This is a genomic window from Pseudomonas sp. Fl5BN2, from assembly GCF_009908205.1.
Taxonomy (GTDB): Bacteria; Pseudomonadota; Gammaproteobacteria; order Pseudomonadales; family Pseudomonadaceae; genus Aquipseudomonas.
On sequence record NZ_JAAARL010000038.1, the window covers coordinates 1 to 25,779 of the forward strand.

The window sequence follows — 25,779 nt, forward strand, 5'->3', positions numbered from 1 at the left end:
GCCCCTCCACTCGGTGCCTCGCCTAGGCTCGGCATGCCCTCTCTCCGGCATTGATCCGTGGGCCGCCGCCACAGGCCATCCATGGCCTGGGGCGGCTAACCCGGCATCCCTGCCGGGTTACCCACGGATCAATGCCTGCGTTCGGCCATCGTGGTTAAGGGGGCAGGCAGATCAAGATCAAAATCTGACGGCGGCCTATCGGCCGGCCTGGAGATTGGTGTGCGGACACCTCGATAGCTACATTCCGTTGCTTGGCTTTTGATCTTGATCTTGATCTTGATCTGGCTCTGGCTCTGGCTCTGGCTCTGGCTCTGGCTCTTGATCTTCTTGCCCTGTCAGGCGGCCAAGTGGAGGTGCTGCGCAGTGGCCAACTCAGCAGGGATGCCGAGTTGGCCGCCCCAGGCCATGGAGCAGGACCCGACGCTGGGGCAAGAGCCCTTTGGTTGCTTTGGGCTGGGCCGGTGTTTCGGGTTTTTCCAAAGTGACCCGCCGTCAGGGCGGAACCCTAAGTGGCCGTTACCACAGCAACGGAGATACCCCGTAAACCCCGGACAATCTCATCCCTTATCCCCAACCCCCAACTCCCGCAACTGCCCCCGGGTCTCTTCTGCCGACACATGCTGAATCGCGTGCCACCCCAGCGCCCTGGCCGCCACAATATTCGGCGCATGATCATCAATGAACACCAGTTCATGGGGCGCAACATCCGGCAACTGCACGCGGATCCGGTTCAATGCCGTCTGATAAATCTCGGCATCAGGCTTGATCTGCCGCTCCTGCCCGGACACCACAATGTCGCGAAAACACCGCAGGAAAGGATAATTATCCCAGGCATAGGGAAAGGTCTCCTGGGACCAGTTGGTCAGTCCGAACAGTGGCATCTGCGCTTCATGCAACTCCTCCAGCAGCGCCACACCGCCGTCCAGCGGCCCCTTGAGCATCTCCGGCCAGCGTCCGTAGTAGGCCTCGATCAACGGCGCATGCTCGGGATGCTCGGCCACCAGGCTGCGGGTCGCTTCGGCCAGGGGCCGGCCGGCGTCTTGCAGGGTGTTCCAGGCCTGGGTGCAGACGGTGTCGAGGAACCATTGGCGGCGGTCGTCGTCGGGGATCAGTTGGCGGTACAGGTGGTGCGGGCTCCAGTCGAACAGCACGCCACCAAAATCGAACACCACGGCACGAATCGTCATGAACACTTCCTGTTGAGCGGTTGTGGGCCAGGGCGTCATCCTGCGACGCTGCGCTGCGCAGCGCAATGCAATTTGCCGGTGGCCATTGGTCCGCTGGCCGGCACCCTTGGAACGGATCGCGATCCAACGCCTGTACCCGTCCTTTTGTGGGCTAGCACAGGAGCTGACCATGGCTGCCAAGAACCCCACGGGGCCGCGCTCGTCCGAGCACGCCTCGAATCACCATGACCCGGGTTTCGACCCCGATTCGCCGGACCTGGCCGACCCCCAGGTCGATCCGGTAGACCCGGCCAGGGCGCCCCTGGATCAGCCCGAACCCGAGCACCAGCGCAAGCGCTCGCGAGCCTACGACCCCCTGGCCAATCTGAGGAAATGGCTCCGGCGCGCCGACATGCGGCCGTCGCCGGGCCGTTCTGCGGGTGTAAGGTAAAACGGCCAAGCCCCAGGCACGCTGACAAAAAGGAGGTGTCCATGAGTACGCCGCTGCTGAACAAGCTGCAGATCAACGGTTATCAGGTATTGAGCGTCAACCACGGCCCCTGGAAGGTCTGCACAGCGGGTGACCGGCTCGCCACTTTCGGCACCCGGGAAGAAGCCCTGGCCTTTGCTGCCGCCTTGCCGGTGCGCAGGGCGTCACCGGCCACCCAGCATCGATAGCGTCCGGCAGAAAAAAGCCCCGATCGGTGCGGGGCTTTTTTGTGTCCGGGCTGCTGCCAGCGGCGGGTTAGTCGACAATCACCGGCTCGTTCGGATCATCGCTCAGGCACACGGTCAATTGCTCCCCGGCTTTGTTGAACGCGCAGCGGGGCAGGGATTGCTGCTTGATGAAGCTCAGCGGTGGCAGGATGAACGCCGCCGCCAGGACCAGCGCCCACAGGGTTTGCAGAAACAGCACATCGGCGCTGGTGGCGGCGGGCCGTGAGACGAGGCGTCGGCGCCAGTAGAAGTACAGGCCGCTGATAACGAACAGGCACACGATGCCCATCATGTAGTCCAGTTCCCAGTCCTGGGGGCTGAAGGAGCGGCTGCCATCTTCATCATCCGGGTAGGTGAGCCGCCACCAGGCCCCCAGCAGCAAGGGCACGAGCCCGGCCATCAGCCAGGCCATGCGCGCGCCGGGCATCCGGGTCAGCAGGGCCAGGACCAGGCCGATCAGGCACAGTACCCAGGCAAACAGGTACAGCTGAAAACCCATGGCGCCGCCGAACAACGCGCCGCTGACATCCCGCGGTTGCATCATTTGCACGTCGCACAACAGCATCACCGACAGCGGGATGGCGACGACGATCCAGCACAGGGGGCGGTACAGCCACAACCACAGGGTAAACAGGCGAGACATGGGCACACTCATCAAGGTCGAGAAAAGGAGGAATGAAGTCAGGGGGACGCTCAGTCGACAATCACCCGGGTGCCAGGGCCCAGGCATAGGCTCAACTGATTGCCGGCCCGGTCGAAGGCGCAATAGGGCAGGGGCTTGCGGGTGATGGCCTGCAGCGGTGGAAGGATGAAGGCCGCCCCCAGCACCAGGGCCCACAGGGTCCGTAACAACAGCGCATTGCGATTGGCGGGCGGGCGCGGCTTGAGCCGCTGCTGGCGCAACAGATGGACGCCGCTGTAGACCAGGGCAAAGCCGAAGACCATCACATAGTCCAGCTCCCGGGCCTGGATGCTGAAGATCAGGTTGCCGTCGTAATCATCCGGGTAGTTGATCCGCCACCACAGGCCCAGCAGCAGTTGCACCAGCCCGGCGACGATCCAGGCCAGGCGCGCGCCAGGTACCCGGGTCAGCAGAGCCAGCACCAGACCCAGGACGCTGAGGGCCCAGCCGCCCAGGTACATCAGAAAGCCGATGGAACCGCCGAACAGGGTGCCGCTGACATCCCGGGGGACGATCAGGTGCAGGTTGCAATGGATCATGGCGGCCAGCGGCGCGGCGACGGCGATCCAGCACAGCGGGTAGTAGAGCCGGGACCAGAAGGTGTTCAGGCGGGACATGGGCAAACTCGGCAAGGTGGAGAAAAGGCAGAAAAGGGTGGGGTGGCGCTCAGTCGACTATCACCCGTTCCTCCGGGGTGCCCAACAGGCACGCGCTCAGTTGCTCGCCGGCCTTGTTGAAGGCGCAGTGGGGCAGGGGCGGCTTGCTGGCATTGACCAGCGGCGGGATGAAGAAGCCCGCCAGCAGCAGCGCCCACAGAGTCCGCAGCGCCAGTTCATGGGCGTTGGCGTGGGGCCGCGGCTTGAACCGCTGCTGGCGCAACAGGTAGATGCCGCTGTAGGCCAGGGCGAAGCCGAACACCATCACATAGTCCAGTTCCCGGGCCTGGATGCTGAAGGTCAGGTTGCCGTCGAAATCGTCCGGGTAGTTGATCCGCCACCACAGGCCCAGCAGCAACTGCACCAGCCCGCCGATGATCCAGGCCAGGCGGGCGCCGGGCACCCGGGTCAGCACGGCCAGGCCCAGGCCGATGACGCTGAGGGCCCAGCCGCCCAGGTAGAGCATGAAGTCCATGGAGCCGCCGAACAGCGTACCGCCGACTTCCCGGGGCACGACCAGGTGCAGGTTGCAACGGATCATGCTGGCCAACTGTGCGGCCACGGCGATCCAGCACAGGGGGTAGTAGAGCCGGGACCAGAAGGTGTGCAGGCGGGACATGGGCAAACTCGAAGTGGGTGATTCGGCCCCGGGCCATGGCCGGAAGCTGCGGGATTCATGGGTGTCGGGCAGGGCCGGGGCCGCTGCGCAATGGGGGCCAGTCAGCTGAAAAGCAGCAGGGTGCCGGCACTGAACAGCACCAGCGCGATGCTGATGCCTGCCAGGGGAATGCGAAACCAGTAACGGATGGCCAGGACCCAGAGGCTGGCGAGAAACCCCAGGCCGATCAGCAGCAGGCCACGGGCTTCCTGCAGCAGCGTCGGGTGTAGCCAGGCCAGGTAGCCGTAGACCAGGCCGAACAGCATGGCCCCCAGGCTATGGCTGGCGTTGAAGCCGACCCAGGCCCGCCACAGGCTGGTCTGGCGGGTGATCATCGGCGACACCTGGCGCATGCGTTCGGCCAGGGCCGGATCACGGGGCTGGAATTTGTCGGTGGCGAAGGTGTAGATCAGGTGCAGGGTGCCGAGCAGCAGCACGATGGCTGAGCTGGCGATGATCAGGGCGGGGGCCAACACGTTTCTTCCTTGGGCGGTGTCCGGGTGCGCGGAGTATGCAGCGGCGCCCGAGGTTTTGCACCTGCGGGCGCGGCTTTTTTACCCGCCAGGGGCAGGGCGTTCGGGCGCCCCGCCCAGGGGTTCAGAAGTGTTCGGCGTCGAGGCCGAACAACGAGGAACTGCCGGCGCGGATGCTCTGTTCCAGACTGAGGACGCGCGGCAGCATGCGGCTGAAATAGAAGCGCGCGGTGGCCAGCTTGGCGCCGTAGAAACCGTCGTCCTCGGAGCGCTTGTGTTCGGCCACCTGAGCCATGCGCGCCCACAGATAGGCGTAGGCCACGTAGCCGAACAGCTGCAGGTATTCGACGCAGGCGCTGCCCACCGCATAGGGGTTCTGCGCCGCCTGCTCGCGCAGCCAGTCGCTGAGGTCTTCCAGGCGTTGCACTGCGTCCAGCAGCTCGGCGGCGTAGGCGGCGCCAGGCAGGTAGGCGTAGTCGCGGATCTCGCCGGTGAACAGGCGCAGGGCCACGCCGCCGTTGCCCACCACTTTGCGCCCCAAGAGGTCCAGGGCCTGGATGCCGTTGGTGCCTTCGTAGATCTGCGCGATGCGCACGTCGCGCACCAGTTGTTCCTGGCCCCATTCGCGAATGTAGCCGTGGCCGCCGAAGACCTGCTGGCCGAGCACGCAGCTGTCCAGGCCGGTGTCGGTGAAGAACGCCTTGGCCACCGGGGTCAGCAGCGCCACCAGGGCCTCGGCGTTTTGCCGTTCAAAGGGCTGGTCGGCGAACTTGGCCAGGTCCAACTGCTGGCCGACGTAGCTGGCGAAGGCGCGGCCGCCTTCGGTCATGGACTTCATGGACAGCAACATGCGCCGCACGTCGGGGTGAACGATGATCGGGTCGGCGATCTTGTCCTTGGCCATCGGGCCTGCGGGGGAGCGGCTCTGGGTGCGCTCGCGGGCGTAGGTGCGGGCGTTCTGGTAGGAGTTCTCGGCGCAGCCGATGCCCTGGATGCCGATGGACAGGCGCTCGTAGTTCATCATGGTGAACATCGCCGCCAGGCCCTTGTTGGCCTCGCCGATCAGCCAGCCGCTGGCGCCGTCGAAGTTCAGCACGCAGGTAGCCGAGGCCTTGATGCCCATCTTGTGCTCGATGGAGCCGCAGCTCACCGCGTTGGCCGCGCCCAGGTTGCCGTCGGCGTCGACATGAATTTTCGGCACCAGGAACAGCGAGATGCCCTTGGGCCCGGCCGGGGCGTCCGGCAGCTTGGCCAGCACCAGGTGGATGATGTTCTCGGTCAGGTCCTGCTCGCCGCCGGTGATGAAGATCTTGCTGCCGCTGATGCTATAGCTGCCGTCGGCCTGGGGTTCGGCGCGGGTGCGGATGATCCCCAGGTCAGTGCCGGCGTGGGCTTCGGTGAGGCACATGGAACCGGCCCAGCGACCTTCGTACATCGGCGGCAGGTACAGCTGCTTCAGCGCTTCGCTGGCGTGGGCGTCGATGGCCAGGCAGGCGCCGGAACTCAGGGCCGAATACAGGGCGAAGCTGGAATTGGCGGCGTAGAGCATTTCCTCGAACTGCACCGCGAGCATCTTCGGCATGCCCATGCCGCCGTAGGCCGGGTTGCCGCTCAGGCCGACCCAGCCGCCCTGGATATAGGTGCTGTAGGCCTCCTTGAAACCGGCCGGGGTGCGCACCTGCCCGGCGTGCCAGCTGGCGCCTTCCTCGTCGCCGCTGCGGTTGAGCGGGGCGATCAGGTTGGCGGTGACCTTGGCCGCTTCTTCGAGAATCGCCTCGGCGGTGTCGCCGTCCACGGTGTCGGCCAGGGCCGGCAGCCGCGCCCAGAGCTTGGGCGCGTTGAACACTTCATGCAGGACAAAGCGCATATCGCGCAGCGGAGCGTTGAATTCGGGCATTGCAGGAACCTCGGGCAAAAGGGGAGGTTGAGCGGCCGTGGCCGCATGAATCAAGATCAAAAAAACCACCCCCTCGTAGGAGCCGGCTTGCCGGCGAAGAGGCCCGTGAGCCTGGCGCCGCATGGCAGGCCAGCCCCTACGGGCGATGGCGCTGGTGCGGGCGCCTTCGCTGGCAAGCCAGCTCCTACGGGGGCTGGGTAGGTGTATTCAGGCTAGAGGTTTTTCGCCATGTCGCGCAGGACGAATTTCTGGATCTTGCCGGTGGAGGTCTTGGGCAATTGACTGAAGACGACAGTGCGCGGCACCTTGAAACCGGCCAGATGCTCGCGACAAAAGGCGATGATCTCGGCTTCGCGCACGTCCTGCTGGTCGGCCTTTAGAGTGACGAAGGCGCAAGGCGTTTCCCCCCACTTTTCATCGGGCCGGGCCACCACGGCCGCTTCCAGCACCGCCGGGTGACGATAGAGCACGCCTTCCAGCTCGATGGTGGAGATGTTCTCGCCGCCGGAAATGATGATGTCCTTGAGCCGGTCGCGGATCTCCACGTAGCCGTCCGGGTGGGTCACCCCCAGGTCGCCAGTATGGAACCAGCCGCCCTCGAAGGCTTCGGTGGTGGCGCTGGGATTCTTCAGGTAGCCCTTCATCACGGTGTTGCCGCGCATGAAGATCTCGCCGATGGTCTGGCCATCCCGGGGCGTCGGTTCGAGGGTTTTCGGGTCGGCCACCATCAGCCCTTCCAGGGTCGGGTAGCGCACCCCCTGGCGCGACTTGATCTGCGCCCGCTGCTCCAGCGGCAACTCATCCCAGGCCGCGTGCCAGGCACACAGGGTCACCGGGCCGTAGACCTCGGTCAGACCGTAGACGTGGGTCACCTTGATGCCCATTTCCTCCACCGCGCCGATCACCTTGGCCGGTGGCGCGGCCCCGGCCACCATGGCGTTGACCGGGTGGTCGATGGCCGCCTTGGCGGTGTCGGGCATGTTCACCAGGGCATTGAGCACGATGGGTGCGCCGCACAGGTGGCTGACCTGGTGCTCGCGGATCAGGTTGAGGATCTTCTGCGGGTCGACCCGGCGCAGGAACACATGCACCCCGGCCAGGGCGGTGACGGTCCAGGGGTAGCACCAGCCGTTGCAGTGGAACATCGGCAGGGTCCACAGGTACACCGGGTGGTTGCCCATGGCCCAGGTCATCTGGTTGCCCAGGGAGTTGAGGTAGGCGCCGCGGTGGTGATAGACCACGCCCTTGGGGTTGCCGGTGGTGCCCGAGGTGTAGTTCAGGGCGATGGCCTGCCATTCATCCTCCGGCCACTGCCAGGGATACTGCGGGTCGCCCTCGGCGAGAAAAGCCTCGTAGTCCAGGTCGCTGACCGCCTGGCCTTCGCCGTATTCCGGGTCGTCGACATCGATCACCAGCGGCGGGTGATCAAGCATGGCCACAGCGGCGTGGATCACCTCGTGGAACTCGCGGTCGGCGATCAGCACCTTGGCTTCGCCGTGGGCCAGCATGAAGGCGATGGCCTCGGCGTCCAGGCGCACATTGAGGGCATTGAGCACGGCGCCGATCATCGGCACGCCGAAGTGTGCCTCAAGCATCGCCGGAATATTCGGCAGCATCACCGCCACCGTGTCGTTCTTGCCGATGCCGCGTCCGGCCAGGGCCGAGGCCAGGCGCCGGCAGCGGCTGTAGGTCTGGGCCCAGGTGCGACGGATCGAGCCGTGGATCACCGCCGGGTAATCGGGGTAAACCGCAGCGGTGCGTTCGATGAAGCTCAAGGGGGAGAGGGCGATATGGTTGACGGCAGACGGCGCCAGGCCTTGCTCGTAGATGGACATGGTTCGGGTACCCGGTGGCTGATTATTAGCTCTATTGGCCGAGGCTCGGGTGGCGTGTGCTGTGTACCTGGGGGCACCTACTGTAGGAGCCGGCTTGCCGGCGAAGGCGCTCTCAAGAACACCTGCGCCTGCAGGAGCCGGCTTGCCGGCGAAGGCGCTCTCAAGAACACCTGCGCTTGTAGGAGCCGGCTTGCCGGCGAAGGCGTTCTCAAGAACACCTGCGCCTGTAGGAGCCGGCTTGCCGGCGAAGGCGATCTCACGGGCCCCTTCGCTGGCAAGCCAGCTCCTACGCTCAGGTACGCAGCACACCCAGCGAAAGCTCGGTGACTTATCCGGGGTCTTTTATATACTGTTTGTCGATTGATATGGAAGTACTACCTGAGTTGTATAGTATTTATACTATATAAAGAGTCCGCCACTCCGGCCCCGAGATTGATCGACCATGTCCGACTCCACCCACCTGCGCCGCTGGTTGCGCTTGCAGCGCGAAGGCCGCTTGCCGGACTCGCCCTGGCTCGGCCACGACCCGCAACCGAGCCTGCTGCTGGATGCCCAGGCGCAGCCGCTGGACCTCAATCCGGCGCTGCGCCAGTGGCTCGATAGCGCCGCGTCGGGCGATCTGGCGGCGCTGCTGCCGGTCAACCACCCGGCGCTGGTGCGGGCCTGCCTTGCGCAGCAGCGCGCCATCGAACAGGTGGAAGCCCAGTGGGGCGAACGCATCCTGCTCTGGAGCTTTATCCCCGATCCGCTCCAGCAGCGGGTGCTGGCGCGCTGCCAGGAAGCCACCGCCCAGGTCCAGGCCGAACGCGAGTCGGCCAAGGCCCGGCGCCTGTACCGGCTGATCACCGAGAACACCACCGACCTGATTTCCCGGCACACCCCGGACGGCCGTTTCCTCGACGCCTCGCCGGCCTCCTGGACCCTGCTCGGCTACTGGCCCGAGCAACTGCGTGGCCTGCTGGCCCGCAGCCTGTTCCACAGCCAGGACCTGGCCGGGCTGATGCAGCGCACCCAGGATGCCCTGGAGCAGGACGGCTACCACACCATGACCTACCGCATCCGCCATCGCGACGGCCATTACCTGTGGTTCGAAACCGCCTGCCGGGCGATCCGCGACACCTACACCGGCACCGTGGTCGAAGTGGTGGCGGTGTCCCGGGACATCACCGCCCGGGTCCAGGCCGAAGAGAACAAGCGGCGGCTGGCGGAAGTGGTGGAAGCCAACCCCGACCCGGTGCTGTTCATCCAGCCCGGCGGCGCGGTGACCTACCTCAACCCGGCGGCCCGGCGTACCTTGGGCCTGGATGCCGGGCAGGCGATGCCGCCGCTGGCGGCGATCCTCAGCGCGCCGGTGCTCGACAGCCTGCAGCGCGAAGGCTGGGAGCGCGCCGAGCACAGCGGCCGCTGGAGCATCGAGGCGCGCCTGCAACCGCCGGCCGGCGGCGCCTCGGTGCCGGTGTCGCTGATGCTCCTGGCCCATCGTGCGGCCAGTGGCGAGCGCTTCTATTCCCTGGTGGCCCACGATCAGAGCGAGCGCGAACTGCGCGAAGCCCAGCAGCGCCACCACCAGGACGAACTGGCCCACAGCGCGCGGCTGGTGACCCTGGGCGAACTGGCCTCGGGGATCGCCCACGAGATCAACCAGCCGCTGGCGGCGGTGGTCAATTACGCCAACGCCAGCCAGCGCTATTTGCAGGCCCTGGACACTCAGCCCGAGGCCGCCCGCAAGGTCGCCCAGGGCCTGGAGCGGATCGCCGAGCAGGCGACCCACGCCGCCGAAGTGATCAAGCGTCTACGGGCCTTCCTGCGCAAGGGCGGGCGCCGGGTGCAGGCCCTGGATATCGCCGAAGTGGCCCGGGAAACCGTGCGCCTGTGTGCCTGGGAAGCCCAGGCCAGCCAGGTGACGATCGACTTGCGCCTGGCGGATAATCTGCCGCCGGTGTACGCCGACCGGGTACTGCTGGAGCAGGTGCTGCTGAACCTGCTGCGCAACGCCATCGAGGCCAATCGCGAAGTGCATCCGCAACAGGGCTCGCACATTGTGCTGGCTGCCGAGGCGACGGCCGAAGGCGGGGTGCAGATCAGCGTCAGCGACCAGGGCCCCGGGGTCTGTGCCGAACAGCTGCCTCAGCTGTTCACCCCGTTCTACACCAGCAAGGCCAACGGCCTGGGGCTCGGGCTGTCCATGAGCCGCAGCATCGTCGAAGGCTTTGGCGGTGATTTGCAGGCCCAGCCCCAGGACCGTGGCTTGAAGATGTGCTGCCGGTGGCCGGCCACGGCCCCGGCCGATCCCGATGCAGCTTCCCAGCCGACAACAGGAGCAAAGCAATGACCCCTGAAGCGCAGCAGTTGGTGTACGTGGTCGACGACGACCCGGGCATGCTCGACTCCACCGTCTGGCTCCTGGAATCGGTGGGGCTCAAGGCCGTGCCGTTTACCAGTGGCCGGGAATTTCTCGAACACTGCGACCCCAGCCTCAATGCCTGCGTGCTGCTGGATGTGCGCATGCCTGGCATGGGCGGGCTGAATGTCCAGGAAGAACTGCGCCGGCGCGATATCCAGCTGCCGCTGATCTTTGTCAGCGGCCACGCCGACGTGCCCATCGTGGTCCGGGCGTTCAAGGCCGGGGCGGTGGATTTCATCGAGAAGCCCTACAACGAGCAGTTGCTGTTGGACAGCGTGCAGCAGGCCCTGAGCCGTGCCGACCGGCATCAGAGCCAGAGTGCCGGCCAGGCCGGTGTCCAGGCGTTGCTGGAGAGCCTGACGCCACGGGAGAAGGACGTGTTGCTGCCCCTGGTGCAGGGTTATACCAACCGCGAGATTGCCGAGCAGTTGGGAGTCAGCATCAAGACCATCGACCTGTATCGCTCACGGGTAATGAAGCGCATGCAGGCCGAGCACCTGCCGGAGCTGGTGGGCATGGCCATCGCCGTCGGCCTGGTGGACCCGTTGCAATTGCGCTGAGGCTCAGGCCACCGCGCTGTGCAACGGCGTGCCACCCAGCAGCCGCTCGATAGCGCCGCTCAGCAGGTTTTCCAGCAGGGCTTCCCGTTCACGTTCGGGCAGCGGTTGCTCGCTGAACCAGCTGGGGGCGCTGTTCAGCAGGTTGGCCAGGGCATGGGCAGCGACGCGCTGCGCCTGCGGGCCGAGGCCGGGCGGGGTGCCCAGCAATTGCAGCAGCTGGTGCTCGTAGCGTTCGCGCAATTGCCCAACCCGCAGTTGCTGGTCGGGATTGAGGCAGCCGCTGTCGCGCTCCACCAAACGAAAATGCCGTGGCAATTCCCGGTGCAGCTTCAGGTGGGCGCGGATCAGCGCCGGCAGGCAATCGCCCTGCACCTTGCGCCGCTGCAGGCGCTTGAGGGTGCTGTGCAGCTCATCGAAGAACTCTTCGATCAGGTCCAGCAACAGGTGCTGCTTGCTCGGGTAATGGTGGTACAGCGAGCCCGGGGTCAGCCCCAGATGGCTCGCCAGCTCACGCATGCCGACCTGGCCGAAGCCCTTGCTGGCAAACAGCTCCAGGGCCTTGTCGCGGCTTTCGGCAAAGCGTGAGCAGCGCTCAGCCATAGGTATGGAAACCCCGACCGGTCTTGCGCCCCAGATAGCCGGCGGCAACCATTTCCTTGAGTAGCGGGGCGGGGCGGTACTTGCTGTCGTTGAAGCCGTCGTAGAAGGCTTCGAGGATCGCCAGCAGGGTATCCAGGCCGATCAGGTCGGCCAGGGCCAGCGGGCCGATCGGCTGGTTGCAGCCCAGGCGCATGCCGGCGTCGATGTCCTCGGCGCTGGCCAGGCCTTCCTGGAACACCAGGATCGCCTCGTTGATCATCGGCACCAGGATGCGGTTGACCACAAAGCCCGGGCGGTTGCCGGCGGTGATCGCGGTCTTGCCCAGGCGCTCGGCCATGTGCATGGCCAGGGCGTGGGTCGCGTCACTGGTCTGCAGGCCGCGGATCACTTCGATCAGGCCCATCACCGGCACCGGGTTGAAAAAATGCAGGCCGATAAAGCGCTCCGGGGCACTGACGCTGGCGGCCAGCTGGGTGATCGACAGCGACGAGGTGTTGGAGGCGATCACGCATTCACTGCTGACCTGGGCGGCGATCTGTTGCAGCACCTTGAGCTTGAGGTCGAGGTTCTCGGTGGCCGCTTCGATCACCAGCTGGGCATCCTTGAGCACGCCGTAGTCGGTGCTGATGCGGATCTTGCCCAGCGCGGCGAGCTTGTCGTCTTCGCTCAAGGTGCCCTTGCTCACCTGCCGGTCGAGGTGCTTGCCGATGGTCGCCAGGGCCTTTTCCAGGGCGCCCTGGGCGATGTCCAGCAGCGTTACCTCGAAGCCCGCCTGGGCGCAGACCTGGGCAATGCCGTTGCCCATGGTGCCGGCGCCGATCACACCGATATTCGCAAGATTCATCTTCAGCTCTTCCTTTGTTCATTGCCTTCGCGGAGCATGGCGCGGTTGCCTTGCACTGCGGGTTTTCCAGCGCGAGTCTAGAGCCCGACACGGTGGCCGGCCTATGCCGAAAGCGGTCAAGGGTGCTGGCGTTTTTTGCCATAGTTCCAGCTACGGGAGCACAGCCTCTACATGCGTGAAACCGATTCGGTCGCGGTCTACTTTGTCCAGGTGATGACCCATGCCCTGCGCGAGCAGCCGCTGCGCCTGGCGGCGCTGCTGAGCGAGGCCGGCATCGCCCCGGGGTTGCTCGACCAGCCCCGGGCCCGGGTGCCCGGCAGCGCCTTTGCCGCGTTGTGGCTGATCCAGATCCGTGAACTGCAAGACGAATTCTTCCAGCTCGACTCTCGCGGCATGCCGCCGGGGGCCTTTGCCCTGATCTGCCGCGGGCTGATCCAGGAGCCCAATCTGGAAAAGGCCCTGCGCCAGTGCCTGAACAACTTCGGCCTGTTTTTGCGAGACGTCGGCGCCAGCCTCAGCGTGCGCGGCAAGCGCGCGGTGCTCAGCCTCGACAGCCGCGGTGACGATCCGCTGCGCAGCCACTACGCCGAGGAAACCTTGCTGGTGCTGATCATCAGCCTGCTGTGCTGGCTCGGCGGGCGACGGATTCCTATCGACCGCGCCGACTTTCGCCATTCACGCCTGAGCCTGAGCGACGACCCGCTGCTGTGGGGCAGCAACCTGACCTGGAACGCCGGGCGCACCGAGATCGAGTTCGCCAGCCGCTTCTTGCGCCTGCCGGTGGTCCAGGATTTGGCCTCGCTCAAGGTGTTCCTGCGCAGCGCCCCGCAATGGCTGGTGATCCGCTTTCGCAACCAGCACGGCCTCACCACCCAGGTGCACCAACGCCTGCGGGGCAGCCACTACAGCCAATGGCCGACCCTGGAAGCCTTTGCCAGGGAAGTGCAGATGAGCCCCAGCACCCTGCGCCGGCGCCTGGAGCGCGAGGGTGGCGCTTATCAAGAGATCAAGGACGAAGTGCGCCGGGGCGTGGCCGTGGAACTGCTGCGCCGCTCGGCGGCCAGCATCAGCGAGATAGCCGAACTGACCGGCTTCCAGGAGCCCAGCGCCTTCCACCGCGCGTTCAAGAAATGGACCGGCGAAAGCCCCGGGCGCTACCGCGCGCGTTTCCAGCCCGGCCCCTGACACCGTGCCCCCTGTAGGAGCTGGCTTGCCAGCGAAGGCGCCCGCAAGATCGACGCACAATCCGAAGGCCCCTTCGCCGGCAAGCCGGCTCCTACGGATCTCGCCACGGCGCGCAGCCTTGTGTAGGAGCTGGCTTGCCAGCGAAGGCGTTCGCAAGATCGCCGCCCAATCCAGGGGCCTCTTCACCGGCAAGCCGGCTCCTACGGATATCGCCACACCACGGAGCCTTGTGTAGGAGCTGGCTTGCCAGCGAAGGCGTCCGCAAGATCGCCGCACAATCTGAAGGCCTCTTCGCCGGCAAGCCGGCTCCTACGGATCTCGTCACACCGCGTAGCCTCGTGTAGGAGCTGGCTTGCCAGCGAAGGCGCCCGCAAGATCACCGCCCAATCCAGGGGCCTCTTCGCCGGCAAGCCGGCTCCTACGGATCTCGCCACACCGCGGAGCTTTGTGTAGGAGCTGGCTTGCCAGCGAAGGCGTCCGCAAGATCGCCGCCCCATCCAGGGGCCTCTTCGCCGGCAAGCCGGCTCCTACGGTCGGTGTGGGTTAGGTCGGGCTTCTGCCAGGCATCTGGATGCCGTGCTGCTGCACGCGGCGGTACAGGGTGGCGCGGGAGATGCCCAGGGACTTGGCCGCGGCCAGGGGTTTCCAGCGGTGACGCACCAGGGCATCCAGCAGGGCCTGGCGCTCGGGGCTGGTGGCGGTTTCCGGGGCGGGCAGGGCGTCTGGCGCTTCGCCGCCGCGCAGTTGTTCGGGCAAGTCGTGCAGCTGGATCAGCGGCCCTTCGCACACCGCGCAGGCATAACGCAGCACATGCCGCAATTGCCGCACATTGCCCGGCCAGCGGTAGCCCAGCAGGCATTCCAATGCCACATCACCCAGTTGCACCGGCGCGCCGCAGCGTTTGGATTCCTCTTCGACAATCCGGGTGATCAGCGCCAGCCGGTCGCTGCGTTCGCGCAGGGGCGGCAGTTGAAAGCGTGCGCCCCCCAGGCGGAAATACAGGTCTTCGCGAAAGCTGCCCGCGGCCACCAGCGCTTCCAGGTCGCGGTGGGTGGCGCAGATCACCTGGATATCCACCGACTGGCGCCGCGAGGCCCCCAGCGGTGCCACTTCACCCTCGGCCAACACCCGCAGCAGGCGGGTCTGCAAGGCCAGGGGCATGTCGCCGATTTCATCGAGGAACAGGGTGCCGCCATCGGCCTGTTGCAGCAGCCCCTGCATGCCCTTGTTCGAGGCCCCGGTAAAAGCCCCGGCGACATAGCCGAACAGTTCGCTCTCGATCAGGCTTTCCGGGATCGCCGCGCAGTTCACCGCGACAAAAGGCCGGTCGCTGCGTTGGCTGGCCTGGTGCAGTTGGCGGGCGAAGACTTCCTTGCCGGAACCGGTCTCGCCCTGGATCAGCACCGGCAAATGCCGGTCCTTGACCCGTACCGCCAGGCGCAGGCTCTGTTCCACCCGCGGGTCCAGCTGTTCCCCGGCCAGGCTCAGGCGCGGGCGACTCTGGGGCCGGCGCGGCGCCTGCAAGCGGCCATGCAGCTCGGCGGACAGCGGGCACAGGCTTTCGTCGCGGGCGCGCTGCAACCGTTGCGGGTCGAACACCTGGGCAATGTGTTGCGGCAGCCGGCCATGGCGCCGCAGCAGGTAATGGCGCGCCGCCGGATTCAGGGCCCGCAGGCAGCCGTCGTCGTCCCAGGCCAGCAGGTAATCGGGCTGGCTGTCGACATAGCCCGGGCTGGCGTGGGCCCGCAGCACCCAATAGCCCTGGGCGCTGTTCATGAAGAACGCCTGTTCGATCTCCCGCGCGCTCTGCACCACCATCTGCCGGATCAGGTGCTGGGAACGGCGGTCGTCCGGGGAGCGCACCGCCGACACATCCAGCACCCCCAGCAACTCGCCCTGGGGGTCGAACACCGGGGCGGCGGAGCAGGTCAGGCCGATGAACGCGGCGCGAAAGTGGTCGCGCTTGTGCACCGTGATCGGCGCGCGTGCGGTGAGCACCGCCGCCACGCCGCAGGTGCCTTCTTCACCCTCCGACCAGCAGGTACCCAGGTACAGCCCGGCCTTGCGGCAGTCGTTGCGCAGGGTGGACTCCACCCGGTAGTCGATGGTCTGGCCCTGGGCGTCGGTGAGCAGCACGCAGTAGTCGGCATCGCGCACCCGGCCATGCAGGCGGGCCACTTCTTCGCTGGCAATGCGCAGGAACAGCTCGGAACGTTCGCGGCATTCCTTGAGTACGTTCTCGGACAGGATGCGCGGCCCCTGCAGCGAGCCAGGGTCCAGTTGGTGCTGCTCCATCGAGCGGCGCCAGGAATCGAGGATCAGGCTTGGCACTGGCGCCTGGGGCAGGTGCGCGGCGTTTTTCAGGACCCGGCTGACGCAGTCCACATGGGCTTTTGAATGTGCGGAAAGCATGAAGGCCTCCGGTTGCAGCTTCTTATCGTTGTCGGCGCATTAAGCGCTGTTCCGCGAGCCTCGACAAGCACTGGCTGCCCGGACGGCGGGGGTGAGACGGAACGTCTCAAGGTCTCGCCAAGAGCCCGTGCCGCCTGACATGCAACGTCTCAGGCGGGCCTGTGAGCAAGCCTTGCAGTCACTCAAGAGAAGCGCTCTGGAACAGCGTTTTTCAGGCTTTTCAAGGCAACTGGCACCGGCCTTGCTCTAGGCCTTGGTAGCCAGCGACCGACCATTCGCCGCGACTGGCCCATCGAACAATAAGAACGAGGTGCTGTATGTCTTTCCCTGCCTGTGAACCGCCAGCGGTGAGCTCATGAGTCGCCCCTTGAGCGTCGGCATCATCGCCAACCCAGCTTCGGGCCGTGATGTGCGCCGCCTCACCGCCAACGCCGGGCTGTTCTCCAGCACCGACAAGGTCTCGGTGATCCAGCGCCTGCTGGCGGCCTTCGGTGCCACTGGCGTCACCCAGGTGCTGATGCCCACCGACATGACCGGCATCGCCGCCGCGGTGCAGAAGAACAGCCGCAGCCGCCAGGCCCGGGAGCAGCACTGGCCGGCCCTGGAGTTCCTCGACCTGACCCTGCGCCAGAGCGTCGAGGACACTCGCCAGGCCGCACGCTGGATGGCCGCGCGCGGGGTGGCGCTGATCGCCGTGCTCGGCGGCGATGGCACCCACAAGGCGGTGGCCGCCGAGGTCGGCGACATTCCGCTGCTGACCCTGTCCACCGGCACCAACAATGCTTTCCCGGAACTGCGCGAAGCCACTAGCGCCGGCCTGGCCGGTGGGCTCTACGCCAGCGGCCGGGTGCCCGCCGAGATCGCCCTGCGGCGCAACAAGCGGCTGCTGGTGCGCGAGCCGTCCCGGGGCCTGTGCGAAGTGGCCCTGGTGGATGTGGCGGTGTCGCCCCTGGCCTTTGTCGGCGCCCGGGCCATCAGCCGTGCTAGCGACCTGGTGCAGGTGTTCGTGACCTTTGCCGAACCCCAGTCCATCGGCATTTCCGCCCTCTGCGGGCTGTGGCTGCCGGTGACCCGCCAGGAGCCCCACGGCGCCTGGATGCGCCTGGACCCGCAGTCCCCCGAAGCGCTGCTGGTGCCCCTGGCCCCCGGCCTGTTGCAGGGCTGCGGCGTGCTGGACGCCGGCTACCTGCAACCCGAGGTGCCCCAGCCGCTGTGCCTGAACGCCGGCACCCTGGCCCTGGATGGCGAGCGCGAGATCGAATTCAACCCCCACGACCGGCCCACGGTCACCCTGGATACCGGCGGCCCGCTGAGCATCGACGTCAATGCGGTGCTGGAACACGCGGCGCGCCAGCGCCTGCTGGCCATCGACCGCCATCACCGGCAACACCCCGTGAACCTTCAGTCCCAAGACACCCTGGAGAATAAAAATGTCGACACCCCTGACCACTGACCAGTTGCTTCACGCTTACCGGGTGATGCGCACCATCCGCGCATTCGAAGAACGCCTGCACGTGGAATTCGCCACCGGCGAGATCCCCGGTTTCGTCCACCTCTACGCCGGCGAAGAAGCCTCGGCCGCCGGGGTCATGGCCCACCTGCGCGATGATGATTGCATCGCCTCCAACCACCGTGGCCACGGCCATTGCATCGCCAAGGGCGTGGACGTCTACGGGATGATGGCGGAGATCTACGGCAAGAAGACCGGGGTCTGCCAGGGCAAGGGCGGCTCCATGCACATCGCCGATTTCGAGAAGGGCATGCTCGGCGCCAACGGCATCGTCGGTGCCGGCGCGCCGCTGGTGGTGGGCGCGGCCCTGGCCGCCAGGCTGCAAGGCACCGACGGCGTGTCGGTGGTGTTCTTCGGCGACGGCGGCTCCAACGAGGGCGCGGTGTTCGAGGCCATGAACATGGCCTCGGTGTGGAACCTGCCGTGCCTGTTCATCGCCGAGAACAACGGCTACGCCGAGGCCACGGCGTCCAACTGGTCGGTGGCCTGCGATCACATCGCCGACCGCGCCGCCGGCTTCGGCATGCCCGGGGTGACGGTGGACGGCTTCGATTTCTTCGCCGTGCACGAAGCCGCCGGCGCTGCCGTGGAGCGGGCTCGGGCCGGGGAGGGGCCGTCGCTGATCGAGGTCAAGCTGACCCGCTACTACGGCCACTTCGAGGGCGACGCCCAGACCTACCGCGCCCCGGACGAGGTCAAGCATTACCGCGAGCACAACGACTGCCTGATGCAGTTCCGCCAGAGCACCAGCCGTTCCGGACTGCTGCAGGCCAGCCAGCTGGACCAGATCGATGCAGAGGTGGAAGCGCTGATCGAAGACGCGGTGCGCAAGGCCAAGTCCGACCCCAAGCCGAGCCCCGCCGATCTGCTCAGCGACGTGTACGTCAGCTACCCGTAACGCCTCCTCCCAGAACAACAAGAGACCACCATCATGGCGAGAAAAATCAGTTACCAGCAGGCCATCAACGAAGCCTTGGCCCAGGAAATGCGTCGCGACCCCAGCGTGTTCATCATGGGTGAAGACGTGGCCGGCGGCGCCGGCGCCCCCGGCGACAACGACGCCTGGGGCGGCGTGCTCGGGGTGACCAAGGGCCTCTACCATCAATTCCCCGGCCGGGTGCTGGACACCCCGCTGTCGGAAATCGGCTACGTCGGCGCCGCAGTCGGTGCTGCTACCCGCGGCGTGCGCCCGGTGTGCGAGCTGATGTTCGTCGACTTCGCCGGCTGCTGCCTGGACCAGATCCTCAACCAGGCGGCGAAGTTTCGCTACATGTTCGGCGGCAAGGCCCAGACCCCGCTGGTGATCCGCACCATGGTCGGCGCCGGCCTGCGCGCCGCGGCCCAGCACTCGCAGATGCTCACCTCGCTGTGGACTCACATCCCCGGGCTGAAAGTGGTCTGCCCGTCGTCGCCCTACGACGCCAAGGGCCTGCTGATCCAGGCGATCCGCGACAACGACCCGGTGATCTTCTGCGAGCACAAGCTGCTCTACAGCCTGCAGGGCGAAGTGCCGGGAGAGTCCTACGCCATTCCGTTCGGCGAGGCCAACTTCCTGCGCGATGGCAAGGACGTGACCCTGGTGTCCTACGGGCGCACGGTGAACACCGCGCTGGAGGCGGCCCGTAGCCTTGCCGGGCGCGGCATCGACTGCGAGGTGATCGACCTGCGCACCACCAGCCCCCTGGACGAAGACAGCATCCTGGAAAGCGTGGAGAAGACCGGGCGCCTGGTGGTGATCGACGAAGCCAACCCGCGCTGCTCCATGGCCACCGACATCTCGGCCCTGGTGGCGCAGAAAGCCTTCGCGTCGCTCAAGGCACCGATCGAAATGGTCACCGCGCCCCACACCCCGGTGCCGTTCTCCGACGCTCTGGAAGACCTGTACATCCCCGACGCGGCGAAGATCGAGAAAGCCGTGCTCACTGTGATCGAGTGGAGCCGCTGATGAGCCAGATCCATACCCTGACCATGCCCAAGTGGGGCCTGTCGATGACCGAGGGCCGGGTCGATGCCTGGCTCAAGGAAGAGGGGCAGAGCATCAGCAAGGGCGACGAAGTGCTGGACGTGGAGACCGACAAGATCTCCAGCAGCGTCGAGGCACCGTTCTCCGGCATTCTGCGCCGGCAGATCGCCCGCCAGGACGAGACCCTGGCGGTGGGCGCGTTGCTGGGCATCGTGGTGGATGGCGAAGCCAGTGACGCCGAGATCGACGCGGTGATCGAGCAGTTCCAGGCCAGCTTCGTGCCCGGTGACAGCGCCGACGAAGACAGCGGCCCGGCGCCGCAAAAGGTGGAAATCGGCGGTCGGTTGATCCGCTATTTCGAGCGCGGTGAAGGCGCCACGCCAGTGCTGCTGGTGCACGGCTTTGGCGGCGACCTCAACAACTGGCTGTTCAACCACGAGGCCCTGGCCGCCGGGCGCCGGGTGATTGCCCTGGACCTGCCGGGCCACGGCGAATCGACCAAGGCCCTGCAACGGGGTGACCTCGACGAATTGAGCGAAGTGCTGCTGGCGCTGCTGGATCACCTGGAGATTCCCGCGGCCCATCTGATGGGCCACTCCATGGGCGGCGCGGTGTCCCTCAACACCGCGCGGCTGGCGCCAGACCGCGTGCGTTCCCTGACCCTGATCGGCAGTGCCGGGCTGGGCCGCGAGATCAATGGCGACTACCTGCAAGGCTTTGTCGAGGCGGGCAACCGCAATGCGCTGAAGCCGCAGCTGGTGCAGCTGTTCTCCAATGCCGAGCTGGTGAACCGGCAGATGCTCGACGACATGCTCAAGTACAAGCGCCTGGAAGGGGTGCAAGCGGCCCTCGGGCAGCTTGCGCAACAGCTGTTCGCCGACGGTCGCCAGCAGGCCGACCTGCGCCCGGTGGTGCAGGACGGCCCGCAGCCGGTGCTGGTGATCTGGGGCAGCGACGACCGGATCATTCCAGTGAGCCACAGTGCCGATCTCAAGGCGCAGATCGAGGTGCTGCCGGGGCAGGGGCACATGCTGCAGATGGAAGCGGCGGAGCAGGTCAACCGCCTGATCCTCGACTTTATCCAGCAGCACTGAAGTGTTCTGCGGCGGCCAGGGGGCCGTCGCAGCTCGATAACAATAAGGAGAAGCCAAGATGAGTGTTTCCCTCAAGCCGGTTCCCAGCATGCGTGCCGCGGTCTGGCATGGCCGCCACGATATCCGCGTCGAAGACGTGCCACTGCCTGACGCGCCGCCTGCCGGCTGGGTGCAGATCCGCGTCGATTGGTGCGGCATCTGCGGCTCTGACCTGCACGAATACGTGGCCGGGCCGGTGTTCATTCCGGTGGACGCACCGCACCCGCTGACCGGGATCAAGGGCCAGTGCATCCTCGGCCACGAGTTCTGCGGCGAGATAGTCACTCTGGGCGAAGGGGTCCAGGGTTTCAGCGTTGGCCAGCCAGTGGCCGCCGACGCCTGCCAGCATTGCGGCACCTGCTACTACTGCACCCACGGCCTGTACAACATCTGTGAAAACCTGGCCTTTACCGGGCTGATGAACAACGGTGCCTTCGCCGAATTGGTCAACGTGCCGGCCAACCTGCTGTACGCCTTGCCGGCCAACTTTCCCGCCGAGGCAGGGGCACTGATCGAGCCGCTGGCGGTGGGCATGCACGCGGTAAAAAAGGCCGGCAGCCTGCTGGGGCAGAACGTGGTGGTGGTTGGCGCCGGCACCATCGGCCTGTGCACCATCATGTGCGCCAAGGCTGCCGGCGCGGCCCAGGTGATCGCCCTGGAAATGTCCGGCGCGCGCAAGGCCAAGGCCCTGGAGGTGGGCGCGACCCACGTGCTCGACCCCAAGGAATGCGACGCCCTGGCCGAGGTCAAGCGCCTGACCGGTGGCCTGGGGGCCGATGTCAGCTTTGAATGCATTGGTAACAAGCACACCGCCAAGCTGGCCATCGACCTGATCCGCAAGGCCGGCAAGTGCGTGCTGGTGGGCATTTTCGAAGAGCCCAGCGAGTTCAACTTCTTCGAGCTGGTGGCCACCGAAAAACAGGTGCTGGGGGCCCTGGCCTACAACGGTGAATTTGCCGATGTGATCGCCTTTATCGCCGACGGCCGCCTGGATATTTCGCCCCTGGTGACCGGGCGGATTCAGCTGGAACAGATCGTTGGCCAGGGCTTCGAGGAATTGGTCAACAACAAGGAACACAACGTCAAGATCATCGTTTCGCCGGGACCGTTGCAACGCTCGTAAACGAGCGATTTGGCGATGGCCGGCAGCGGCCATCGCACTTTTTTACAGTTTTGCGTTCTATCACCAGGCCTGGCTGCGCCGATCCCCGCCGCAGCCCGTGAATTCCGACCCGGTGCCGATGGCCTACGCTCCCTCTTCTTGCATGATGCAAAACCGCTTTCAGCGCCTGCTTCTGGCAGGGCTGCTGATGCTCAGCGCCACTGCCTGCACCCAGCAGCAAGGGCGCGATATCGCCAAACAGTTTCGTGAAGGCAAGCCTGACGAATTTTTCCAGACCAGCGTTGATCGCATGGCCACCATCGGCATGCGTGACAACCTGCAGAGCCTGTACCTGCTGATGGGCAAGCTCTATCTGCGCAACCCCAGCCAGTGGCGCAAGTCGGGGTTTGCCGATGGCACCACAGCCCAGCGGGAGATCCGCAATGCCATTGAACAACGCCAGCCATTGCCAGCCTTGGGCGATCGCCGCGACCTGGCGGCCCTGAGTTATTCCCTGAGCCCGGAGTTCCAGGGCGATCGGGTCGGAGCCTTCATCTATGCCATTGGCAGCATGCTGGTGACGGCCCACGGCGGGCGGACCGAGTTCTACATGACCGATACCATCGATCCGCAGTTCATCAGCAACGCCGCGCGCAATATCGAGAAAGCCACCTGGCTGCTGAGCCAGCGTCAGGATGCCAACGGCGTGCTGTTGCTGTTCTCCAATGAGATTTCCGAGGAGGGCAGCAACCTGAGTTTTGCCGTGGAGTTCGGCAAGATCGTGGCGCGCCTGGATCTGCTGACGCAGATTCTCGATGAGCGCTATCGGCGGGTGGGGCTCAATTACGCGCAGAGCTTGTTGCTGATGAATTTCTTGCCGGTGCAGTAGCCGACAAGCGCCGCTACCGAAGGCTGCGATAAGGTCCGGCGTCGAAGGGCTGGTGCTGTGAGGCGCGTACCGCGCAAAATACCGGGCGAGTGTGTGAAGCCTTGGCCAGGGCGGTTACTGGCAGCGCCGGGAACGCTGCGGATAGGGGCCTGGCTTTACGAAAAATGCGCCGGCACTGCGCTGGCGAAACAATCAACGTGTTGCCATAAGGAATAGCATCATGGTTGTTTTTGATGCCGCTGAATTTCACCGCCGAGTTGTCACGGCCTCTCGTCAGGCGATAGCGAAATTTACAATGCAAATGCCCGAGTCTGAAGTGTGCGGCTTTGCGTTGTACTCCGACGCGGACGCAACCTCCCTGTCTGTATCGCTCAACTGCAAAACCCACCTGGCGAAGATGCAGGCCAAGTACCCTGAAGATCCCGTCTATTTCAAGTGGAGTCCCGGCGAATGGAGTCATGAGGGCTTTGGCGAGGAGTTTTTTGCGGACATATCCGAGGATATGCGGCGCTCCTGTGAGTCGGTCTCGGAAGGGCCCGACTTCAAACAGCATTGCGATGCTGTTTTTGGCCTCTGCGTCGACGCCCTTAAAGAGTTGCGCCAGACCGAGTTGGCTGGCGTCATTTTCGCCTTCTCGGTGACCGATACTCTCGACCCGGAGACGGAAATCCATTGGATCAGGGACACCAATTGCCCTTCGCAGGCGGCCGAGTTTGAGCGCTGGATTGTCCAGCAGTAATGTCAAATGTTCCGGTCCAGGTATCGCACGGGTATCGATCTGGAACGCCTGCTCAAGCAACTGGCGTTGTTGCCGTTCGGCCTCAACGGTGAGGGTATTCACGGCCCGATCGATGATGTTGGATTTGGCGACAACGGCAAGCACATGACCTGCTGGCACCATGAGCACAGTCTCGATCATCAAAGGCTGGTGTTTTCCGATGATCAGACCGACTGCCCGATCTTTGGGGATGTGAAGCAGTCATCAGGTGCGGATTTGATACGGATATTAAAAGGAGTCGATGGATGCTGGATCACATTCAGGAAATCAAATCGATCATATTTTGTGAAAAGTATGAATCTATAGTGAATGCCATTAAGTCCGCTGCAGGGATTGAGATTTTTCAAGAGTATGAAGATGTAATGGCTGCAATAGACGCCAGAAGGATCGCCTTGTCTGGCGTGTCGTATAAAGAAATACAGGAAGCTTTGAATGATGGAGAGGGTTTATTGAAATTCTCAATCAATAAACTTGCCAAAAAAGACCAGGATGTGGAGCAGGAAGGCTATGAGCCCAGCGTGCTGGTCAAGTGTCACGGGTATTCAAAAGCCTTTCTCTTGATCAATCTTGTGGACCTCATAGTGGCTAGGCGGGGGAGTAAGGAACTTGAACAGTACTTTAAGTCCTCCCGTATTCCTGATTGGAAGAACTATGCGAAACAGGTTTTTAACTTTGTGCCTTGAGGGTTTTTGATCCTGCGAAAACCGCCTGCTGCATGCCCGGACCTGGCACTTCGCAGGACATGACCGAGGTCGAAGGGCATAGCGTGTGGTGCGCTTACTGTAAGGTGCAGTGTTAAGCTATTGAAATGTAGGTGGTGTATGAGTCTTGAAAATAGAGCGATATTTGAGCGGAAATTGCTTGAGAAATTGAAGGAGATTGAGCTTTCCAACTCAATGATAAAAGCCTCAAAAAACAAACTAAAATTCAAGAGTGGAAATAAATTTGTCGCGGAACTGTATATTCAACACCTGGCCCGGGTTGACAGCTACTACCTTGGTGGGACTGTTTACGGGGGCGCGATTTTTGAGGGCTTGTCCAGCATTGAACCGCCCTACAAAAGTAATGTGTTCAATGACTCCTGTTGCTCATTTACGACGCTTGGTCAGGAGGGTAAAAAATTCAGTCTGGAACTTGGAGGGGCCATAAAAACTCCCTCGCTTGCTGACGTGGAGGCTGTTTGCGGGCATATTAAGAAAGTCCTTGAAGATCACTATGTGCCGAAAGTCATCGCCTGCATCATTCCCGGCCAAAGAACCATTCGTGATGTGTTGGAGTCTCCAGACGAATACTCTTTTCCAGCGCCATTCATTTATTGTGCAATAAAAAATGACGCGAAAATTGTCGAGTGCGGCATGTTGGATAAGGTGCGCCAGAGTAAGCGGGTTATAAAAGATAAAGAATTTGATTTAAAACTGTTTGAAGGCTTTTAGCCCATGGGCAATACGCTGGCAGGTGTTTAAGGTGGCAGCCCGACTCTTTCCACGGCGCGCCGATGGCACGTCGCGGGAGTTGAGTAATGTCCAAGGGCATGTGGTGTAGCAACGGCAGCAGGAGGATAGATCATGATGGCCGCTATTCTGGATTCTAAAGGGCCTATTGCCCACGGCCCCGGGGGCAATCTTGTATTAATCAGATTGGACAATAACTCCCTGGAGATATTCTTCTGGGATCATGAGACCGAGGCAGATGAAGGTGAGGAACCCAGCGCAAGCGATATGTACATGATCAGTGATGGTCTTCCAGGTTTTTTCACGGGGCTCTATAAACAAGCTATTTAACAATAAATGCCAGAGGTGTTTATTAATTGCCGGTTGCCCTGCGTTTTCATGGCTGCTCCTCTTGGGTGGAAGTGTCGCGCCACTGCAAGCGCTAGAGCTGATCGAGAAGTGGTTCAAGGAGATGGGCTGGGATGATGGGGCTGAGTGAAGTGCTCTCCAGGATAAATGACGGTGTTTTTCTTGAGCTGATTTTCCAGGAGAACACTGACTGGGATGCCAGGTTGGATTCACGGGATGGCATCGAGTTTGCCAGCGCGTGGAGCGCTAGCTATGAACAAGTGCTTTCGTCATGTCCGCCTGAAGATGAATCCATCAGGCAAGTCAGAGAGGCTGCCTTCAAGAAGGTCTATCAGATCACTGGCAATCCGGATCTTGCAGGCTATGTGTCGGATGATTTTGGCCTGATCGTGCAGGCATTCAAGCACCAGGTCGATAGCGGTTTTATACACCGCCTTTGGCAGGCTTACGCTCAAGGAACATTTCCCCATTAAAGAGTCAGCGCACTCTTTCATCCGTCTGCGTGTGTTGAATGTC

26 protein-coding genes are annotated in these 25,779 nt (G+C 64.1%); 16 read left to right on the forward strand and 10 right to left on the reverse strand.

Annotated elements, in window-relative coordinates; genetic code table 11:
- Positions 1 to 557: 557 nt before the first annotated feature.
- Positions 558 to 1,187 carry an HAD family hydrolase gene (locus GV819_RS31415; RefSeq protein ID WP_161759917.1) on the reverse strand — a complete coding sequence of 210 codons (630 nt, stop codon included), beginning with the start codon at positions 1,185 to 1,187 and terminating at the stop codon, positions 558 to 560.
- A gap of 169 nt (positions 1,188 to 1,356) precedes the next feature.
- Here GV819_RS31415 and GV819_RS31420 point away from each other — a divergent pair, with 169 nt between their 5' ends.
- Positions 1,357 to 1,617 carry a DUF6021 family protein gene (locus GV819_RS31420; RefSeq protein WP_178126148.1) on the forward strand — a complete coding sequence of 87 codons (261 nt, stop codon included), beginning with the start codon at positions 1,357 to 1,359 and terminating at the stop codon, positions 1,615 to 1,617.
- 41 nt (positions 1,618 to 1,658) lie between these two features.
- Positions 1,659 to 1,844 (forward strand): hypothetical protein, encoded by a 186-nt coding sequence (locus GV819_RS31425; RefSeq protein WP_025130118.1) that lies wholly within the window; start codon positions 1,659 to 1,661, stop codon positions 1,842 to 1,844.
- Between the two features lie 67 nt (positions 1,845 to 1,911).
- On the opposite strand, the gene GV819_RS31430 is transcribed toward GV819_RS31425, so the two are convergent.
- The 6 genes from GV819_RS31430 to GV819_RS31455 form a co-directional block, all read right to left on the reverse strand.
- Complete coding sequence (locus GV819_RS31430; protein WP_161759918.1) at positions 1,912 to 2,526, reverse strand: hypothetical protein; 615 nt, start codon at positions 2,524 to 2,526, stop codon at positions 1,912 to 1,914.
- 50 nt (positions 2,527 to 2,576) lie between these two features.
- The gene (locus GV819_RS31435; protein WP_161759919.1) at positions 2,577 to 3,182 is read right to left on the reverse strand and encodes a hypothetical protein; all 606 of its coding nucleotides are present in this window, start codon (positions 3,180 to 3,182) and stop codon (positions 2,577 to 2,579) included.
- A gap of 49 nt (positions 3,183 to 3,231) precedes the next feature.
- Positions 3,232 to 3,840 (reverse strand): hypothetical protein, encoded by a 609-nt coding sequence (locus GV819_RS31440; RefSeq protein WP_161759920.1) that lies wholly within the window; start codon positions 3,838 to 3,840, stop codon positions 3,232 to 3,234.
- A 101-nt stretch (positions 3,841 to 3,941) separates the two neighbouring features.
- A complete protein-coding gene (locus GV819_RS31445) occupies positions 3,942 to 4,355 on the reverse strand; it encodes an LIC_13387 family protein (protein WP_161759921.1) in 414 nt (137 codons plus the stop codon).
- Positions 4,356 to 4,476: 121 nt separating this feature from the next.
- Positions 4,477 to 6,249, reverse strand: coding sequence for an acyl-CoA dehydrogenase C-terminal domain-containing protein (locus GV819_RS31450; protein ID WP_161759922.1), 1,773 nt, complete (start codon positions 6,247 to 6,249; stop codon positions 4,477 to 4,479).
- A gap of 212 nt (positions 6,250 to 6,461) precedes the next feature.
- Entirely contained in the window at positions 6,462 to 8,084 is a 1,623-nt protein-coding gene (locus GV819_RS31455) for an acyl-CoA synthetase (RefSeq protein WP_161759923.1), read from the reverse strand.
- 442 nt (positions 8,085 to 8,526) lie between these two features.
- Here GV819_RS31455 and GV819_RS31460 point away from each other — a divergent pair, with 442 nt between their 5' ends.
- Positions 8,527 to 10,416, forward strand: a complete 1,890-nt coding sequence (locus tag GV819_RS31460) for a PAS domain-containing sensor histidine kinase (protein ID WP_161759924.1) — start codon at positions 8,527 to 8,529, stop codon at positions 10,414 to 10,416.
- The gene (locus GV819_RS31465) at positions 10,413 to 11,048 is read left to right on the forward strand and encodes a response regulator transcription factor (protein WP_161759925.1); all 636 of its coding nucleotides are present in this window, start codon (positions 10,413 to 10,415) and stop codon (positions 11,046 to 11,048) included. The genes GV819_RS31460 and GV819_RS31465 overlap by 4 nt, the downstream gene beginning before the upstream one ends.
- Before the next feature lie 3 nt (positions 11,049 to 11,051).
- Here GV819_RS31465 and GV819_RS31470 read toward each other — a convergent pair whose 3' ends face one another.
- A complete protein-coding gene (locus tag GV819_RS31470) occupies positions 11,052 to 11,648 on the reverse strand; it encodes a TetR/AcrR family transcriptional regulator (protein WP_161759926.1) in 597 nt (198 codons plus the stop codon).
- On the reverse strand, positions 11,641 to 12,492 hold the full coding sequence (locus tag GV819_RS31475; RefSeq protein ID WP_161759927.1) for a 3-hydroxybutyryl-CoA dehydrogenase: 852 nt from the start codon (positions 12,490 to 12,492) through the stop codon (positions 11,641 to 11,643). Before GV819_RS31475 ends, GV819_RS31470 begins: the two co-directional genes overlap by 8 nt.
- A 171-nt stretch (positions 12,493 to 12,663) precedes the next feature.
- Here GV819_RS31475 and GV819_RS31480 point away from each other — a divergent pair, with 171 nt between their 5' ends.
- Positions 12,664 to 13,677, forward strand: coding sequence for an AraC family transcriptional regulator (locus GV819_RS31480; RefSeq protein WP_161759928.1), 1,014 nt, complete (start codon positions 12,664 to 12,666; stop codon positions 13,675 to 13,677).
- Positions 13,678 to 14,220: 543 nt separating this feature from the next.
- Here the strand turns inward: GV819_RS31480 and GV819_RS31485 are convergent.
- A complete protein-coding gene (locus GV819_RS31485) occupies positions 14,221 to 16,089 on the reverse strand; it encodes a sigma-54-dependent Fis family transcriptional regulator (protein ID WP_161759929.1) in 1,869 nt (622 codons plus the stop codon).
- 355 nt (positions 16,090 to 16,444) lie between these two features.
- Between GV819_RS31485 and GV819_RS31490 the strand changes: the two genes are divergently transcribed.
- The 11 genes from GV819_RS31490 to GV819_RS31540 all read left to right on the forward strand — a co-directional run bounded on the left by GV819_RS31490 (position 16,445) and on the right by GV819_RS31540 (position 25,736).
- Entirely contained in the window at positions 16,445 to 17,542 is a 1,098-nt protein-coding gene (locus tag GV819_RS31490; RefSeq protein ID WP_161759930.1) for an ATP-NAD kinase family protein, read from the forward strand.
- Positions 17,520 to 18,497: a thiamine pyrophosphate-dependent dehydrogenase E1 component subunit alpha gene (locus GV819_RS31495; protein WP_161759931.1), complete on the forward strand. Its 978-nt coding sequence runs from the start codon at positions 17,520 to 17,522 to the stop codon at positions 18,495 to 18,497. Before GV819_RS31490 ends, GV819_RS31495 begins: the two co-directional genes overlap by 23 nt.
- Positions 18,498 to 18,530: 33 nt before the next feature.
- Positions 18,531 to 19,544, forward strand: a complete 1,014-nt coding sequence (locus GV819_RS31500) for an alpha-ketoacid dehydrogenase subunit beta (protein WP_161759932.1) — start codon at positions 18,531 to 18,533, stop codon at positions 19,542 to 19,544.
- Positions 19,544 to 20,656, forward strand: a complete 1,113-nt coding sequence (locus tag GV819_RS31505) for an acetoin dehydrogenase dihydrolipoyllysine-residue acetyltransferase subunit (protein ID WP_161759933.1) — start codon at positions 19,544 to 19,546, stop codon at positions 20,654 to 20,656. The genes GV819_RS31500 and GV819_RS31505 overlap by 1 nt, the downstream gene beginning before the upstream one ends.
- Before the next feature lie 88 nt (positions 20,657 to 20,744).
- Positions 20,745 to 21,818, forward strand: a complete 1,074-nt coding sequence (locus GV819_RS31510; RefSeq protein WP_256667696.1) for a 2,3-butanediol dehydrogenase — start codon at positions 20,745 to 20,747, stop codon at positions 21,816 to 21,818.
- A 142-nt stretch (positions 21,819 to 21,960) separates the two neighbouring features.
- On the forward strand, positions 21,961 to 22,686 hold the full coding sequence (locus GV819_RS31515; protein ID WP_178126149.1) for a hypothetical protein: 726 nt from the start codon (positions 21,961 to 21,963) through the stop codon (positions 22,684 to 22,686).
- 301 nt (positions 22,687 to 22,987) lie between these two features.
- The gene (locus GV819_RS33580; RefSeq protein ID WP_368668961.1) at positions 22,988 to 23,425 is read left to right on the forward strand and encodes a DUF4303 domain-containing protein; all 438 of its coding nucleotides are present in this window, start codon (positions 22,988 to 22,990) and stop codon (positions 23,423 to 23,425) included.
- A gap of 284 nt (positions 23,426 to 23,709) precedes the next feature.
- Positions 23,710 to 24,147: a hypothetical protein gene (locus GV819_RS31525; protein WP_161759937.1), complete on the forward strand. Its 438-nt coding sequence runs from the start codon at positions 23,710 to 23,712 to the stop codon at positions 24,145 to 24,147.
- A 138-nt stretch (positions 24,148 to 24,285) separates the two neighbouring features.
- Complete coding sequence (locus tag GV819_RS31530; RefSeq protein WP_161759938.1) at positions 24,286 to 24,897, forward strand: hypothetical protein; 612 nt, start codon at positions 24,286 to 24,288, stop codon at positions 24,895 to 24,897.
- A gap of 132 nt (positions 24,898 to 25,029) precedes the next feature.
- Positions 25,030 to 25,245: a hypothetical protein gene (locus tag GV819_RS31535; RefSeq protein ID WP_161759939.1), complete on the forward strand. Its 216-nt coding sequence runs from the start codon at positions 25,030 to 25,032 to the stop codon at positions 25,243 to 25,245.
- 131 nt (positions 25,246 to 25,376) lie between these two features.
- Entirely contained in the window at positions 25,377 to 25,736 is a 360-nt protein-coding gene (locus GV819_RS31540) for a hypothetical protein (RefSeq protein WP_161759940.1), read from the forward strand.
- The last annotated feature ends 43 nt before the right edge of the window (positions 25,737 to 25,779 follow it).

What these genes read in the sequence shown, in the direction of transcription:
- GV819_RS31540 (WP_161759940.1), top strand. Translation starts at nt 25,377, where the DNA reads ATGATGGGGCTGAGTGAAGTGCTCTCCAGGATAAATGACGGTGTTTTT.
- GV819_RS31505 (WP_161759933.1), top strand. Translation starts at nt 19,544, where the DNA reads ATGAGCCAGATCCATACCCTGACCATGCCCAAGTGGGGCCTGTCGATG.
- GV819_RS31485 (WP_161759929.1), bottom strand. Translation starts at nt 16,089, where the DNA reads ATGCTTTCCGCACATTCAAAAGCCCATGTGGACTGCGTCAGCCGGGTC.
- GV819_RS31510 (WP_256667696.1), top strand. Translation starts at nt 20,745, where the DNA reads ATGCGTGCCGCGGTCTGGCATGGCCGCCACGATATCCGCGTCGAAGAC.
- GV819_RS31435 (WP_161759919.1), bottom strand. Translation starts at nt 3,182, where the DNA reads ATGTCCCGCCTGAACACCTTCTGGTCCCGGCTCTACTACCCGCTGTGC.
- GV819_RS31415 (WP_161759917.1), bottom strand. Translation starts at nt 1,187, where the DNA reads ATGACGATTCGTGCCGTGGTGTTCGATTTTGGTGGCGTGCTGTTCGAC.
- GV819_RS31490 (WP_161759930.1), top strand. Translation starts at nt 16,445, where the DNA reads ATGAGTCGCCCCTTGAGCGTCGGCATCATCGCCAACCCAGCTTCGGGC.
- GV819_RS31460 (WP_161759924.1), top strand. Translation starts at nt 8,527, where the DNA reads ATGTCCGACTCCACCCACCTGCGCCGCTGGTTGCGCTTGCAGCGCGAA.
- GV819_RS31475 (WP_161759927.1), bottom strand. Translation starts at nt 12,492, where the DNA reads ATGAATCTTGCGAATATCGGTGTGATCGGCGCCGGCACCATGGGCAAC.
- GV819_RS31425 (WP_025130118.1), top strand. Translation starts at nt 1,659, where the DNA reads ATGAGTACGCCGCTGCTGAACAAGCTGCAGATCAACGGTTATCAGGTA.
- GV819_RS31525 (WP_161759937.1), top strand. Translation starts at nt 23,710, where the DNA reads ATGCTGGATCACATTCAGGAAATCAAATCGATCATATTTTGTGAAAAG.
- GV819_RS31470 (WP_161759926.1), bottom strand. Translation starts at nt 11,648, where the DNA reads ATGGCTGAGCGCTGCTCACGCTTTGCCGAAAGCCGCGACAAGGCCCTG.
- GV819_RS31500 (WP_161759932.1), top strand. Translation starts at nt 18,531, where the DNA reads ATGGCGAGAAAAATCAGTTACCAGCAGGCCATCAACGAAGCCTTGGCC.
- GV819_RS31535 (WP_161759939.1), top strand. Translation starts at nt 25,030, where the DNA reads ATGATGGCCGCTATTCTGGATTCTAAAGGGCCTATTGCCCACGGCCCC.
- GV819_RS31450 (WP_161759922.1), bottom strand. Translation starts at nt 6,249, where the DNA reads ATGCCCGAATTCAACGCTCCGCTGCGCGATATGCGCTTTGTCCTGCAT.
- GV819_RS31465 (WP_161759925.1), top strand. Translation starts at nt 10,413, where the DNA reads ATGACCCCTGAAGCGCAGCAGTTGGTGTACGTGGTCGACGACGACCCG.
- GV819_RS33580 (WP_368668961.1), top strand. Translation starts at nt 22,988, where the DNA reads ATGCCCGAGTCTGAAGTGTGCGGCTTTGCGTTGTACTCCGACGCGGAC.
- GV819_RS31495 (WP_161759931.1), top strand. Translation starts at nt 17,520, where the DNA reads ATGTCGACACCCCTGACCACTGACCAGTTGCTTCACGCTTACCGGGTG.
- GV819_RS31440 (WP_161759920.1), bottom strand. Translation starts at nt 3,840, where the DNA reads ATGTCCCGCCTGCACACCTTCTGGTCCCGGCTCTACTACCCCCTGTGC.
- GV819_RS31430 (WP_161759918.1), bottom strand. Translation starts at nt 2,526, where the DNA reads ATGTCTCGCCTGTTTACCCTGTGGTTGTGGCTGTACCGCCCCCTGTGC.
- GV819_RS31530 (WP_161759938.1), top strand. Translation starts at nt 24,286, where the DNA reads ATGAGTCTTGAAAATAGAGCGATATTTGAGCGGAAATTGCTTGAGAAA.
- GV819_RS31480 (WP_161759928.1), top strand. Translation starts at nt 12,664, where the DNA reads ATGCGTGAAACCGATTCGGTCGCGGTCTACTTTGTCCAGGTGATGACC.
- GV819_RS31515 (WP_178126149.1), top strand. Translation starts at nt 21,961, where the DNA reads ATGATGCAAAACCGCTTTCAGCGCCTGCTTCTGGCAGGGCTGCTGATG.
- GV819_RS31420 (WP_178126148.1), top strand. Translation starts at nt 1,357, where the DNA reads ATGGCTGCCAAGAACCCCACGGGGCCGCGCTCGTCCGAGCACGCCTCG.
- GV819_RS31455 (WP_161759923.1), bottom strand. Translation starts at nt 8,084, where the DNA reads ATGTCCATCTACGAGCAAGGCCTGGCGCCGTCTGCCGTCAACCATATC.